This is a genomic window from Azospirillum sp. BE72 (assembly GCF_031455875.1).
Classification (GTDB): Bacteria; Pseudomonadota; Alphaproteobacteria; order Azospirillales; family Azospirillaceae; genus Azospirillum.
Genome location: NZ_JAVDTO010000008.1, coordinates 185,567 through 200,027 on the forward strand (window position 1 = coordinate 185,567; position 14,461 = coordinate 200,027).

The 14,461-nt window shown below is 65.9% G+C and carries 8 protein-coding genes; 4 read left to right on the plus strand and 4 right to left on the minus strand.

Annotated elements, in window-relative coordinates; translation table 11 throughout:
- The first annotated feature begins 76 nt into the window (after positions 1 to 76).
- A complete protein-coding gene (locus tag J2Y49_RS20235) occupies positions 77 to 322 on the plus strand; it encodes a helix-turn-helix domain-containing protein (protein WP_310116728.1) in 246 nt (81 codons plus the stop codon).
- A gap of 492 nt (positions 323 to 814) precedes the next feature.
- On the plus strand, positions 815 to 2,080 hold the full coding sequence (locus tag J2Y49_RS20240; RefSeq protein ID WP_310116729.1) for a hypothetical protein: 1,266 nt from the start codon (positions 815 to 817) through the stop codon (positions 2,078 to 2,080).
- A gap of 390 nt (positions 2,081 to 2,470) precedes the next feature.
- On the opposite strand, the gene J2Y49_RS20245 is transcribed toward J2Y49_RS20240, so the two are convergent.
- Positions 2,471 to 3,052 (minus strand): hypothetical protein, encoded by a 582-nt coding sequence (locus tag J2Y49_RS20245; protein WP_310116731.1) that lies wholly within the window; start codon positions 3,050 to 3,052, stop codon positions 2,471 to 2,473.
- Positions 3,053 to 3,331: 279 nt separating this feature from the next.
- On the opposite strand from J2Y49_RS20245, the gene J2Y49_RS20250 reads away from it, so the two are divergent.
- Positions 3,332 to 3,601: a helix-turn-helix domain-containing protein gene (locus J2Y49_RS20250; protein WP_200474811.1), complete on the plus strand. Its 270-nt coding sequence runs from the start codon at positions 3,332 to 3,334 to the stop codon at positions 3,599 to 3,601.
- A 281-nt stretch (positions 3,602 to 3,882) separates the two neighbouring features.
- Positions 3,883 to 9,117 carry a RecQ family ATP-dependent DNA helicase gene (locus tag J2Y49_RS20255; protein ID WP_310116734.1) on the plus strand — a complete coding sequence of 1,745 codons (5,235 nt, stop codon included), beginning with the start codon at positions 3,883 to 3,885 and terminating at the stop codon, positions 9,115 to 9,117.
- 276 nt (positions 9,118 to 9,393) lie between these two features.
- On the opposite strand, the gene J2Y49_RS20260 is transcribed toward J2Y49_RS20255, so the two are convergent.
- The 3 genes from J2Y49_RS20260 to J2Y49_RS20270 all read right to left on the minus strand — a co-directional run bounded on the left by J2Y49_RS20260 (position 9,394) and on the right by J2Y49_RS20270 (position 14,384).
- The gene (locus J2Y49_RS20260; RefSeq protein WP_310116736.1) at positions 9,394 to 11,907 is read right to left on the minus strand and encodes a S8 family peptidase; all 2,514 of its coding nucleotides are present in this window, start codon (positions 11,905 to 11,907) and stop codon (positions 9,394 to 9,396) included.
- Entirely contained in the window at positions 11,900 to 13,105 is a 1,206-nt protein-coding gene (locus tag J2Y49_RS20265; protein WP_310116738.1) for an ATP-binding protein, read from the minus strand. The genes J2Y49_RS20260 and J2Y49_RS20265 overlap by 8 nt, the downstream gene beginning before the upstream one ends.
- Before the next feature lie 346 nt (positions 13,106 to 13,451).
- Entirely contained in the window at positions 13,452 to 14,384 is a 933-nt protein-coding gene (locus J2Y49_RS20270) for a DUF2493 domain-containing protein (RefSeq protein ID WP_310116740.1), read from the minus strand.
- Positions 14,385 to 14,461: the final 77 nt, after the last annotated feature.

Genomic DNA, 14,461 nt, shown 5'->3' on the forward strand with positions numbered 1-14,461 from the left:
CGGTTCCCCGATCACATGGCCTCGGCCTGGGAGAAGGACCATGAACGGCTCCCACCCGCCGTGGTAGCGTCGCCCGATGGAGCGGCTCGGCGGAGATGGATGCATTACCCCGGAGCGGTGCCGGTTCTTCCGCCGTCAACTGGGATGGTCGCAGGAGGCCCTCGCCGAGAAAGCGACGCTGTCGGTGTCGGCGGTGCGTTCCTTCGAACTCGGCAAGGGCTCGTCGCAGGGCTATGTGCCGGGCAGTCTCCGGCGGGCCTCCGAAGCCGCGGGTGTCCGCATGGACAGCGACGAAGCATCGCGAACGGCCACGGTGGATTGAAACCTTCAGGCACAGGGAATGGCCGGTGGCGAGCGGTCGCCATGGGTAAGGTGCCGGAGGCTGACGATGACGGAGTGTCGTCGGAGGAAACCGATCGCCCCATCACGGTTGGGATCGCCCTGCACCCGGACCCGGATCCTGCCGTCGTCCCCCTTGCAGGAGGAAGGCACGTCGCGGGAGATGCGCCAGGGATCGACGGTCGTCAGACTCGAGACACCGCAGGTGGCTCGATTCACGAGAGCCCGGCGCGCGGGCTTGCCCGTGCGGGCGCCACCACAACCGTCCGGTTACAGGCCGCAGTCGGCCGAACAGTCCAGCGTGAGCACGCATCGGCACCGTTCACCTATTCCGGCGTGCACACTGAAGCGGTATGATTGCACGATTGAGCGCGATGTTTCACAAGCGAAGCAACAGCATCCGGCGGGCATTGGGGGTGGGATGAGCGCCTTGGTTTCGACGACCGGGTTGTGGAGCAACGATAAAGCAGTCGGCTTGACCACCCACACCAGGCACAGACATGGTCCAAGCCCGATATCGCTGCACTTCACTGCACCAAATGCCACGCCAAGTCTTATCTTTGGCCCGATGGCGCTGGCGGCGGCGGTAGCGAGAACGGCAACGACGCGGGAGGCCCGTCCCCGGTTGTTGGCAGGGCTGCAGAAGAGCGCCCTGGCCCAGCTGGAATGCCTGATCTCCGATGACCCGGTCTTCGAACTGTCGGCCGATTTCAACGATCTGGCCGATACCGAAAGAACACTCTTCGCCGCGCGTGTCGGCGCCGGCATCACCGATCTTTACATGAACGCACTGGGATATGTGTGGCGCGCCAATGCTGCCTGCTTGTCCAGGACGCTCGACCCCCACGCGGACTTTATCTATGACGGCGGAAACGCGGACGGACATGGCGTGGTGCTGGCGGAGGCCCATGGGTCGTTCGCAGCCAAGGCAACCGCCAAGAGTGTAGCCGCGCAGGCCAAACGAAAATATGCGCGACAGGTAAAGCCCTATCTCGCAAAGACATCGCCCTATGGCCAAGTCGTTCATGGCTATTCCATCGCATTCGGTTCAAAGCCCGGAACGGCGGGGGCATTCCTGAGCTTGGCCGAGACACGAATTCCAAAGCCCGGCAAGAAATCACCACCACCGCCCGCTCTCCAAGCGCCCACGGGCACCGGGGCGACGCCGACCATGATCGCTCTTGCCACGCACCGTTCGAATTTTCTCCTGATGGGCGCCAGCCAAGTGGTCGATTGGATCGACTGGGTTCGCGCATCTGGTGAACTGCCCGCCGACCGTGCCCCGGTGACGTTCCTGAGATTCGGTTACGCGGGCCGCTGGTATCTCGGGAGTCCGTCCTACGTCTGGCCGCTGTTTCCACGATGGTGGCCTGACATGTACTGGGATGACCCGGCCCTAGGGGACTGGATCGAGCATAACACGCTTGCCCGGAGACCGCGGGGCGGACCGCCGACAGGCTGGTTTGTCATGGAGGAAACAGCCTGCGTGTCGTTCCTCGACGCGCTCAGCGGCATGATCCGCGATGGCGGTGAGCGGCGCCCCGAACGGCTCGAACTGCCGACCTTCGACCCGATCGGTTTCGGTGCCGGCGGGGATGATCGCGTCCTGGATGCGGAGCACCCAGACTACGATTACGCGCTGTTTCGTGACGGCCTTGCATTGATCGACGCTCCGTTCCGATGGACTGGACGCCACATCAGGAGATGGCTGCCTAAGGAAGGATTCGAAAGACAGGCCTGACGACGGACAGCGCGACGGCTGGTTCAAGCAAGACCATTCAACAGATAATGGCTGAGTTCCGGTGTCTGCGCCCATCAGGCCTGACAACGTGTCATCGGCACCGGCGTTCGTACGCCTATGCAGGGCATGGGGCGGTCACCGCATTCAACGCCGGAAGATGGCCGGGCGTCGAGCATATGTCGGCTTGGGGCATGTGCGCCGGATCCTGCTGGCGTTGAACGGCTCCGAGGACGCTGCGATGCGCGCATCGTCCGCCAGCAATCACCGGAAGCGGAGCTTACGCGCGCCCCACCGAATCACCGGACCGGACGACCAACGCGTCCGGCTTGTCGGTGGGGGGATCGGGGTTGCGCATGCCGGAAACGTTCTGAGACAGGGGCGGCGACCGGCTCAGCCGGACAGTGTCGGACGCTCCTGCTCCGCCACCGCCAGGGTGACGAGGTCGGACAGCACGCCGCGCAGAAACGGCCAGGGAAGGTCGTCGCCCTCCGGTTCCCGCTCTCCCCATTGCTCGATGACGACGAGCTTGGCAATCGCGCCCATCAGCGAGTGGGCCGGCGTCACAGCGGCCATGCGCAGCAGCTCATCGACGCGGTGGTCGGCGGCAACCTCCGACCGGATAACCGCGGTGAGCCCACAGGCGGCGGCTTCGGCGTTCCAACGGGCACGCGCCGCCCCCAGAGCGCGTTTCAGGCGGCGGCGTTGCGCCAATGTCACCGGGTCCGTGCCCAGCACCCGGTCGATCTGGCGCGGATCCGTTGCCCGGACCATCGGCCGTTCGGGATCGCTCATCGGGATCTCGACGGTCGGCAAGCCGATGCGGCCGATCAGGTGACGTTCCAGCCGTTGCGCCTCACGGCAGAGATGCTCCGACAGAGGAAAGGCAGCCCGCCATTCCCTCCAGAGAACGAGGAGGGGCTCCGCATCATTCCCGTCCGGGGCGGCGTCCAGCACCCGGATCGCCGCGGACAAGGCCGCGTGACGTGATGCTTTGCTGGTCCTCAATCTTGGCGTGCGCGTCTCCCGTGGCATGATCGGTCCCCTCCATTCCGGCCGGGTCACTCAGCGTCGCTTCAGCGCCGACTCGCATGGGGGCTACGGCCTGTCGGCCAGGACACCAGGGGCATACCCACGCGAAGCCGAGCTCCTGACGGTTCAGATGAGTGCGCATTTTTCGCACTTATGCGTATAGAGCGCAAGCGCATTTTCCGTCTCCTTGCGCTTTCTGCGTACCCGCCTACCATCCGGCACATGAATCTGACGCCCGCTCAATGCCGCGCCGCCCGCGGTCTGGTGAACATGACCCAGCAGCAGCTCGCCGAGGCGAGCGGCGTGAGCCTGCGCACCATCACGCATTTCGAGAAAGGCGGGCGCACCCCCATACCCGCCATTCTGCGGGCGCTGAAGGACGCGCTCGAGGCGGCCGGCGTCATCTTCATCCCCAGCAATGGCGAAGGTGTCGGCGTCCGCCTGCGCAAAGGCACCGAGCCACCGGCGGGGCTGAACCATGGTGGGAATTGAGGCGCGCCAAACGCGCGCCCATTCCCGCCGTCACCCCGTCGGACCTACCGGCCGGTCGGATCGCCCCGGTCGCCACCGGTGCCATTGCCCACACGGACCACGCCCTGAGGCATGATCCGGCGGTTCGTTTTCACAGGCCGCCGGTTTCCCGTAAATCCATCATTCCGGGTATCCGGATCGCCGCCGAAAAGGCAAAGCGGGAAAACGTCGTTGTGGTTGTGCATCCGCACGCTGTAGAAGTTTTCGCGACGGTTGCATCGCCTTTGAAGTGAACTTCCTCCTTGCTGTCCCAAGCTCTCGACGCGCTCCTCAGGAAACGGCAATCCCGCACCCCGCTGTCCGATGCGAGCGTGGACACCTATCTGGCAAAGACGCTGTTCATCGACGTCGAAGCCGACCGTGGCGGGCGCCCGAATGCGGTCGGTGCGGTGCTGGACGACCGGATCTTCCGATGGGAGAAGCGTGGTTCCAGGTCCTTCGCCTCCGCTGGACTGGAAGGATTCGTCCGCGGCGCCGAGCGCATCGCCGGCCACAACATCCTGGCACACGACCTGCCGATCTTGCGCGACGCGTTGCCGGGACTGGCCGCATGGACGTTGCCGGTGGTGGACACGCTGGTGCTCTCACCGCTGGCCTTCCCGGCCAACCCCTATCACCGGCTGATCAAAGGCTACAAGCTCGAGAAGGATGCGGTGAACGATCCGGTCGCCGACGCCCGGCTGTGCCGGGCGGTGCTGCGCGACGAGATCGATGCCTTTGTCCGCCTGGTGCGGCAGACTACGGACGCCGCCGCGTTCCATCGCTTCGCGCTGTCCGGTCCGGGGCAGAGCGGCATGGCCGACCTGCTCGGCCTGTGCGGCGCAGCCCTGCCGCCGACGGCATCCGCGGCCTTCACGCTGTGGATGCGGTGCGCGATGGCACGCGTCTGCACGACCGCATCCTCCCGCCTCGGTGCGGCCGACCTGGAACCGTCCGCGGCGCGCCTCGCCTTCGCCCACGCGCTGGCGTGGCTCGGCGTGGCAGGCGGCGCCTCGGTGTTGCCGGCCTGGGTGCGCCATCAGCACCCGGCGGTCGGGCCGCTGCTGCACGACCTGCGCGACACGCCGTGCGACGATCCCGCGTGCGCGTGGTGCCGCACCGCTTTCAGCGCGACGCATTGGCTGCGGGAGAGCTTCGGGTTCGACGCCTTCCGGCCCACGCCGGCCGCGCCCGACGGCGGGAGCCTGCAACAACGCATCGTCGAGGCCGGCCTCGCCGGGCGGCCGGCGCTGGCGGTGCTCCCCACCGGTGGCGGCAAGTCGCTGTGTTTCCAGGTGCCGGCCCTGGCCCGCCACCAGCGCACCGGTGCCCTGACCGTGGTGGTGTCGCCGCTGCAGGCGCTGATGAAGGACCAGGTGGACAATTTCCGCAGCAAGACCGGCCGGCCGGCGGCGGCGGCCGCGCTCTACGGAGCGCTCACCCTGCCGGAGCGGGGCGCGGTGATGGACCGGGTGCGTCAGGGCGACGTCGCGCTCCTCTATGTGTCCCCCGAACAGCTGCGCAACCCGTCCGTCGTCCGCACCATCGAGCAGCGGGAGATCGGCGCCTGGGTGTTCGACGAAGCGCACTGCCTGTCCAAGTGGGGCCATGACTTCCGCCCCGACTATCTCTACACCGCGCGCTTCATCGCCGAACTGGCCGAACGCCAGGGCACGCCGCCGCCACCCGTGACCTGCCTGACCGCCACCGCCAAGCACGAGGTCGTCGAGGAGATCCGCAGTCACATCCGTGACCGGCTGGGGCAGGAACTCGACCTGTACGCCGGGGGCGCCGAACGCTCCAACCTGACCTTCGCCGTCGAGAGCATCACGCCGGCGGAGAAGGTCGAGCGCATCGCCGCCCTTCTGGAGCAGCATGTGCGGCCGGGCGGAGCGTCGGCCAGCGCCGTGGTCTACGCCGCCACCCGGCGCAGCACCCAGGAGCTGCGGGACGCGCTGACCGGATACGGCTGGCCGGCCGCCGCCTTCCATGCCGGCATGAAGGCCGCCGACAAGGCGGAGGTCCTGGCGGGCTTCATCGGTGGCTCCATCCCTGTGGTGTGCGCCACCAACGCCTTCGGCATGGGCATCGACAAGGACAGCGTGCGGCTGGTGGTGCACGCCGATGTGCCCGGCTCTTTGGAAGCCTACACCCAGGAGGCCGGACGCGCCGGGCGGGACGGGCTGCCGGCGACCTGCGTACTGCTGTTCGATCCCGACGATCTGGAGGAGCAGTTTCGCCTCGCCGCCCGGTCGGAGCTGCGGCGGCGCGACATCGGGCAGATCCTGCGGGGCGTGCGGCGGCTGTCGCAGCGGTTGGGGAAGGACGAGGTGGTGGCCACCGCGGGCGAGCTGGTGGCTGATCCGGAACTCGACCTCGGCTTCGCGGCAGAGGATTCGGACGCCGACACCAAGGTGAAGACGGCGCTGTCCTGGCTGGAGCGCGCCGGGCTGGTGATCCGGTCCGAGAACCGGACCTCCGTCATCACCGCGCGGCCCAAGCCGCTGTCGCTGGAGCAGGCGCGCACCACCATCGAGCGTCTGGGTCTGCCCGCGGCGACGGTGGCGCAGTGGATGGCCATCTTCCGCACGCTGGTGGCGGTCGCCGCCGATCCCAGCGAGGAGCACCCGCTGACCGTCGACACGCTGGCCGCTCTCGATCCCCTGGCGGCCGACACCGCCGGCCCACCGCAGGAGGCGACCGCCAAGGTGCTGACGGTGCTGACCGCGATGGCCGGCCATGGCCTGATCGAGAGCGGGACCGTGCTGACCGCACAGGTTAGGCCGTCGGGCGTCAACGCCTCGCGCCGTGTCCTGGCCCAGTTCTCCGCGGCGGCCCGCACCCTGCTGGCGACGCTGCGGGAGGAGGTGCCGGATGGGGAGGAGCTGTGCCTGTCGCTGACGGCGGCCACCCAGCGGCTGCGCGACCGCGGCTGTGCCGAATGCCAGCCCGAGGTGGTTCTGCGGCTGCTGAAAACGCTGTCCGACACCAACCGTGGGGGCAACGCACGCCTGCGTCTCGCCACGGTGGCACGCTGGCGGTACAGCCTGACGCTGGCGGGAACGTGGCAGGGCCTGGAGGATGGCCTGCGCCGGCAGGAAGCGGTCGCCTCCCTGGTGCTCGACCGTCTGCTGGCGACCGGCCGGGCCACCGATGGCGCGGGCAAAACGGTGGTGCCCTTCGCCATCGAGGAGTTGGCCCAGGCGGTGACCGGTGACCTGACGCTGGCCGCCGAGGTGACCGATCCGGTCGCCGCGGTTCAGGCGGCCCTGCTGATGCTGCACGACTGGAAGGTGATCCTGCTGCAAGGTGGCCTGTCGGTGTTCCGCCAGGGGCTGAGCTTGCGGCTGCCGGAGACGGCGCGGGGGCGGCGCTACACCAACGACGACCATGAACCGCTGGCTCGCCATTACGCCGGCCGCACCTTCCAGGTCCACGCCATGGGCGAATACGCCCGTCTGGGGCTCGCCAGCCCGGAGCGGGCGGCGGCCTTCGCCGCCGATTACTTCGCCCTGCCGGAGGACCGGCTGCTCGCCCGCCACTTCCCGGGCCGGCGCGCCGAACTGGCCCGCCCGGTGTCGGCGGACAGCTACGCCCGCATCGTCACCGATCTCGCCAATCCGGCGCAGCAGGCGATCGTGACCGCGCCGGTCGGGCGCAACCTGCTGGTCCTGGCCGGGCCGGGGTCGGGGAAGACCCGCGTCATCGTCCACCGCTGCGCCTACCTGATGCGGGTGCTGCGGGTGCCGGCGCAGGCGATCCTGGTGCTGTGCTACAACCACGCGGCCGCCCTGTCGATCCGCCGACGGCTGCGCGCCCTGATCGGCGACGAGGCCGGCTGGATCGACGCCTACACCTATCACGCGCTGGCCATGCGTCTGGTCGGGGCGAGCATTGCCGAGCGCCTGGAGCACCGGCCGGACAGCGCGCCCGCCGATCCCTTCTCCGGGGTGATCGGCGACGCCACCGCGCTGCTGCGCGGGGAAAGCGCCTTTCCCGGCCTCGACGCCGAGGATGTGCGGGAGCGGCTGCTGGCGCGCTACCGCTACATCCTGATCGACGAATACCAGGACATCGACGAGGAGCAGTACGACCTCGTCTCCGCCATCGCCGGCCGCCAGGAGAAGGACGCCGAAGCGCGGATCGCGCTGATGGCCGTCGGCGACGACGACCAGGCGGTGTATGGCTTCCGTCACGCCGACGTCGCGTTCATCCGGCGATACCAAGCCGACTACGCGGCGGAGGTTCACCATCTGGTGGAGAACTACCGCTCCACCGCCGCCGTGATCGCCGCGTCGAACACGTTGATCCGGCACAACACCGACCGGATGAAGACCGAGCACCCCATCCGCATCGACCGGGCGCGGGCCAAGGACCCGGCGGGCGAACCCGTGCGGGTCCTGGCGGTGGGGACCATCGCGCATCAGATCGGCAAGGCGCTGGACGTCATCGAGCGGTGGCGGGCTCGACATTCCGGCACGTCGTGGAGCGACTTCGCCGTGCTGGCGCGTCAACGCCACGTTCTGGCGCCGTTCCACGCGTTGTGCGACCAGGCCGGCATTCCCTGCGATCCCGCCTACGACACTACGTCCGACCGGTTTCCCCTGCACCGGCTGCGCGAGGTGGTGGCCTTCCTCGACCGGCTGAAGCGGGCGACTGCACGGGTCGACGGGACATGGTTGCAGGTGCAGCTGGCCGCCCTGCGCCAGGAGATGGGCGCCTCGCCCTGGTGGACGCTGGTGGAGCAACTGCTCGGCGGCTGGGCGACGACGAGCGCCGGGCGGGCGGCGGAACCGGAAGCGGTGCGCGAGGCCCTGTATGAAGGGCTGTCCCAGCTGCGCCGCGAGCGCTCGACCGGCGCCGGCATCCACATCGGGACGCTGCACGGCGCAAAGGGGCTGGAGTTCCGGCACGTCATCCTCCTCGACGGGGGATGGGACGGCCGGCCATCGGACAGGGCTGCCGCGGACAGCGAGGAGGAGCGGCGGCTGTTCTACGTCGGCATGACGCGAGCAAGGGAGACGTTGTGCCTGATGCGCCGTGCGGATGTGAGGAATCCGCATCTGCCGCTGCTCGATGGCGTCGACCATGTTGCCTGCGCCGACACCGGGCGCGCCGACCGGAGAGTGCTCCACCGTCAGCGCACCGTGCTCGGGCTTGGCGACCTGCACATCGACTTTGCCGGCCGCCAGCCGGCAACGGCGGCCGTTCACCGGGTGATGGCGGCCCTGCGGCCGGGCGATGCGGTGACCTTGCGGGCGGCACGCTCGGCGACGGACCGGGTTTCGGTGCTGAGCGCTGACGGCACGGTGATTGCGCGCCTTTCGGAAGCGGCCAGCCGGCACTGGTCCTGTCTGATCTCCGCGGTTGAACAGGCCCGTGTGCATGTCGTGGTTCGCCGGCATCGGAAGGACTGCGCAGAGGCTTGGCGCGGCCAGCTCAAGACTGAAAGCTGGGAGCTGCCGGTGATTGAAGTCTGGACGCATTCTGTCCGTTGACATCGCTTTTGCGGAGAGATCCTCGTTTTTGGCACCCGGATCAACGAACTTCCTCTATGCGCCAGGAGTGGAAATCAATAAGCGCGCAATCCAACATCCGAAACCGGCCCGTCCGACTCTGAGCACGATGGGAGATCTGTCAACGGCCGGGCATGCGATTTCTCTGCCGATTTTGATGAGTAAATCCAGATCGGTACGGAGATGCACATGGACTAAGTATTACCTTAGCTTGGCATGATCATTGACTGACCTCAGCAACGTTTAGCAAGCCTATCCCTACAGACGGTTCCGAGCCCGAATGGCGGTCCGAACGTCTTGGGCATTAGCGATGCTCGATTGGAGATATTGCCGGAGTTCCTGAAAGACCGGCTTCGTGCCATCCGGATCCTCAAGCGTCAAGAGCACCGCGAAGGGCACGCCATCTGCCGGGAACTCGGCCTCGGCCCGCACGAGGCTTGTGACTTCAAGGCACCATTCGGATGAGCTGCCATGGTCCTCGAAGGTTGAGCCGTATTGCTTTGAGGGCCACCATTTAAGACCATGGTCGATAAGTGCCTTTTCCGGAATAGCCCGCTTGGCCGAACCCGGCAAATAGCACGCATCGATCTGGTTGAGAAAACGGGCATTGCCGGCCTTATCCGGTTCCGGCTGCCGCTGCTTGAGCGCGGCTTCCAGATTCACCCGTATGAACTCGGCGCCGAAAGCAGGATCCAAAGGGGGCGAATAAACGAGCGTGATCCGCGCACGTCCCGAACATGCGCTGTTGGGAGCAGTCAGACTCTGAGGCCAGATGAAGGGGAAGTGCAAGATCACGGGTTTGCGTTCGCCAATGCTGAGCCGACTCTGGAATAGCAACGTGATTTGATGCTCGCCGGTTTCCAGCATATCGACGACCGAGGCCGGTTTGCCGAACCCGGCGAATTGCCGGGGGATGTCTTTCAAGCCACGCCGGGTCAAGGGTTCCGGCATGGTCGCGTGATGCAGAAGCATCGCACGCAAGGCCTCAGTGGTAAGGCCACCTCGGGTCGCGGCATCAAGGCCGGCAAGGCTGCGCGCTACCAAGGGAGCCGAGAAGCTTGTACCAGCGACATCCTCCCGCAGCCCATCCGGCGAGATCGAGGACAGCCCCGAGGGGGCGCCGGGCTTCGCCGATCCGATCCCGCCATATGTGGCGACATCCGGCTTAACGCCGAGGCCGGAGCCGCGGGTCGTATAGGTCGTGGGAGCGTCGGCGATTTCGTGTGTGCCAGGAGGATTGAGCGCGCCTACCGCGATCGATCGCACGCTTTCTGACGGCTTGAAGATCGTGTCGGGTAATGTGCGCGACGCGAAATAGCGAACGACATCGATCGGCCGTTTCGGCCACGGTACGCGACGTTCTTGGGGTGGCAGATTGCCGGCCGAATTGACGAAGATGACGCCGAAGGCGTCCGCGATCTGGTCGAGGCGCGAGGCATAAATGCTGTAGCGATGTCGCTCAACATCTGAAACCGCGTTGATCGAGAGGTTGAAGACGCGCACATCATGTTCTTGGGTGGCTTCAGCCACGGCCTGCTCGATTTCCTCCAGGAAGTCCGTAAAGCCCATAGGGTATTTCGCACTGAAGTTCCCGCTCGGAAAGAGTGGGATATCGAAGATACGGCATCCATTGGTTTCGGGCGCAATCGCTGGTGGGTTGATTAATTGCCCCATGGAGATGAGACCTGCGACCCCAGTGCCATGGATGGCATCAAATTCGTCTTCGCTGAGGAAATCGAACCGGCCGACAACCCACTCTTTGAGAGAATCGCCGACGCCGGAGTCGATAACGCCGACGATCGGATACGTGGCGTTGGCGACGGGCCCCGGGATAAAGAGTGGTGTTGCGCTAGGATTCGATACACCAGTTTCGGCGTCAGTTAGCTGAAGGAGGACAGGTGGCAGGATGGCTCGTACCAGCGGATGCTCCTGCAGCTTGTTCAGCACAGCCTCATGCCGATCGGCGTTTAAATCGATGGGGGCGGATTCGGGCCTCACGGCCAGATCGCTAGATGTAAGACCGGTGCGATTGTTGACGAGGGCGGGCTGGGTTCCGCGCGTGAGTTGGAGTTCGAGTATCGGCGTCCGGCCGATGGGAGAATTCAGGAAGCTTCGAGCTCCCGTGCCCAACTGTAACAACAACTGCCCGAGTGTGCGGCGCAAGGTGTTGTGCCCGGCCCGATCCGAGGCGATGACATTGTCACGGGGCGTTTCGAACAGCTCGATCTGATAGCCAGAAACGGCACGGGGGTCCTGGAAGGAGGCAAGGGCTGCGGCTATCGAGAAGGTCCGCTTGGCATCGGGTGGCGCAATCTCGATCGAATAGATAGCGCCAACCTCAGCCCGCGCCACCGTCGGTGCCTTGTAGGGCTCGCCGTCTCTGAGTCGGCGCTTGATCTCGACCTTGAGTTCGGCCGTATTGATACGATCGCGTAGCGCGCTCATGAAGATCAGCGGTGCCCTGAAATAAAGCGTGCCGACCGCCTCCGCCCCGACGCAGGGAAACTGGTCGCGCTTGAAGATCCAACCCGGCCTATAGGATTTGGCCAGCGCTTGGTCACGCATTTGGACTTTGAGATAGGCAGCCGGCCCGAATGGGCTTGTACGGATCGCTGCGGTGATAGCATCGACCGCAGCTAGTAGAGCCGCCTTGTGAGCGGCAAAGGCATCATCGGCATTTTCGAAGAAATCCTTATTACGCGGTGGCTGGCCGGGCTCTGGCGCCCGATGGAAATCCGCATCGTTAAGGATGATTTGGACGGGATTAGGCATGGGCGACATCCATCAGGCTCAGGTGGCGTTTGGATTTCTTGAGATCGCTTACTCGGGATTGGCCGAACCCAGTGGCATCGCCGATTTCAGCTTGCTTGACACCGAAATTTGCATCGTTTGCAATCAAGCTGATAAAGGCTTCGGGATCCTTGGCGAGGATGCGTGCTGGCAAATGATCGAGATGCGGTGCCCGGGCCAAGATCTCGCCAAGCGCGCGGAACAAGGCCGGCCCATCATGGCTATCGTTTTTGAGAGCGAGTGCCCTTTTGACGGCCGAGCAAGTTCGTTCGAGGTCGGCACCGGAGCGTCCAGCCAAGCAATAGGAGAATATGCGACAAGTAGTCGGGCCGGTATCGATAGGTTCCAGGAACCGAGCGATCAGCTGTTCGCGCGCCTGCATTTCGGGCTCGCCCATATGGACATGGGTTTCGAAGCGGCGCCAGACTGCGGGGTCGAGCAGCCGATCATGGTTGGTGATGGCGATGGTGATGCCGAATTCCCGACGTCGGTCGAGATTCTGAAGAAGCGTATTTACGACGCGCTTAATCTCGCCGATCTCCTGCGGGTCGTCGCGCAGCTTGGCCAGCGCATCGAATTCATCTAGTAGTAGCACGCAGGCATATCGATTCGCGAAATCGAATAGATTGGCGATGTTGCGCGCGGTGGTCCCGAGGAACGACGAGATCAACCCATCGATCTTGGCTGTGATCAACGGCAGGCCCAAGCGTTCGCCGATATAGCGGGCCGTGATCGTCTTGCCGGAACCGGGCGGTCCGTAAATCAGCAATGAGCGCGTCGGTTCGACGCCAACAGATTGGAGCGCATCTACACTCGCCCATTCCTGCAGCAGGCCGTCAATGGTGTCCTGAACGGCTGAGCTGAAGACCGGAGCCGTTTGGCTGGTCTTCGGGAAATCGATCGAGCAGAGCCGCGCGCCCGTTTCCCGGTCGATCGGTGGGTTGATTTCGGCAGTAAGGCGTTCACCGCTGACCATACCCCGCGAGACCTCAACGCGGCTGGGCGCGAGCTCTCGAGTTTCTTCGACGGCCCCCAGCAGCCGCTCAAGGGTGGCGGCCTCTTTGACGGCGCCGGCCTTGGTCAAGCGCTCGCGCAGGCGTTCGACCTGCTTCATCGCTGCCGTTCTGTCACCCGTCAGCGCCGCGCGCGCGATGCTTTGCACCACCGCAAAATGTTCCATAGGGCGCCTCCCTTGATGAATACGGTCCCAGACCGCTTTCTATCGCGGTCCCTGCATTTGCGCAACGACATATGGTGATCCTTATCGAGAAAATAAGGATACCTATCTGAATGTGTGGAGCAAAAATCGCCTCTCCTCCCGTTTAAATCGCCGAGAGGCTGCTTTGAATCCCAGTCCTGCAGGAAAGACAAGGACCGGCCGCAGCCTCGCTTCGGAGAGCGCAAAAGGGGCTAGAATCAGCTGTGGAAGCCCGAGATTGGCGCAGAGCCGCCGATCCAGTTGCCAAGGGGAACAGATTTACGGAAAGCCGGCGATCCGCCTGTGCGGATCGCCGGAAGGACGGTGCTCAGGCGCCGCCGTCGCCGAAGCGCCAGACCGGGATGCCAAGGCGCCGGGCCTTGTCGGCAAGGTTGGCGGCGATGCCCGAACCGGGAAAGGCCACGATGCCGATCGGCAGCGCTTCCAGAAGGCGGTCGTTGCGCTTGAACGGGGCCGCCTTGGCGTGGCGGGCCCAGTCGGGACGGAACAGCACCTGCGTCACCTTGCGGTGCTCGGCCCAGCAGGCGGCGATCCGCTCCGCTCCCTTCGGGCTGCCGCCGTGCAGCAGCACCATGTCCGGGTGCTTGGCGCGCACCTTGTCGAGCACCGCCCAGATACGATGGTGGTCGTTGCACTCCACCCCGCCGGAGAAGGCGATGCGCGGGCCGGCCGGCAGCAGCGGCTCGGTCTCGGCCCGGCGTTTGGCGGCGAGGAAATCCCGGCTGTCGATCAGCGCGGCGGTCAGGGTGCGGTGGCTGACCAGCGAGCCGGCGCGCGGCCGCCAGCCGGAGCCGGTGTGGACCTCGAACAGGTCGGCGGCGTGGTCGCGGAAGGCCTCCATGGCGGTGTGGCGCTCGATCAGCGTCAGTCCCTCAGCCAGCAGCCGCTCCAATTCGACGGAACGGATCTCCGAGCCGTCCTGTTCGCGCTGGCTGCGCTTCTGGGCGTCCTCGTTGTCGTCGAGCTCGCGCTGCACGCGGTCGGCGGCGCGGTGGAACAGGTTGACAGTGGACCACAGCAGGTCGGCCAGGTCGGGTTCCAGGCGGGTGTCCTTCAGCGTGACCACCAGGGCGTCGAAAACGTCGGCCAGGGCGGCGCGGATGGCGGTCTCGTCGGGCAGCGGCCGGGGATCGGGATCGTCCTCGAAGGGCCGGTGGCCATAGAGCTGGAGTTCGGTCAGGGCGTGGTCGGTGGAGGAGGAGGCATGGTGGAACCCGGCGGCGTCGGTGTCGGTGATCATGGCGGCTGCCCTTCGGCTGGAGGATCGGCCGCGCCCACCGCGGCCTTCGTGGCGATCCCCCGGCGGCGGGCGGGGCG

What these genes read in the sequence shown, in the direction of transcription:
- J2Y49_RS20235 (WP_310116728.1), top strand. Translation starts at nt 77, where the DNA reads ATGGAGCGGCTCGGCGGAGATGGATGCATTACCCCGGAGCGGTGCCGG.
- J2Y49_RS20250 (WP_200474811.1), top strand. Translation starts at nt 3,332, where the DNA reads ATGAATCTGACGCCCGCTCAATGCCGCGCCGCCCGCGGTCTGGTGAAC.
- J2Y49_RS20260 (WP_310116736.1), bottom strand. Translation starts at nt 11,907, where the DNA reads ATGCCTAATCCCGTCCAAATCATCCTTAACGATGCGGATTTCCATCGG.
- J2Y49_RS20265 (WP_310116738.1), bottom strand. Translation starts at nt 13,105, where the DNA reads ATGGAACATTTTGCGGTGGTGCAAAGCATCGCGCGCGCGGCGCTGACG.
- J2Y49_RS20270 (WP_310116740.1), bottom strand. Translation starts at nt 14,384, where the DNA reads ATGATCACCGACACCGACGCCGCCGGGTTCCACCATGCCTCCTCCTCC.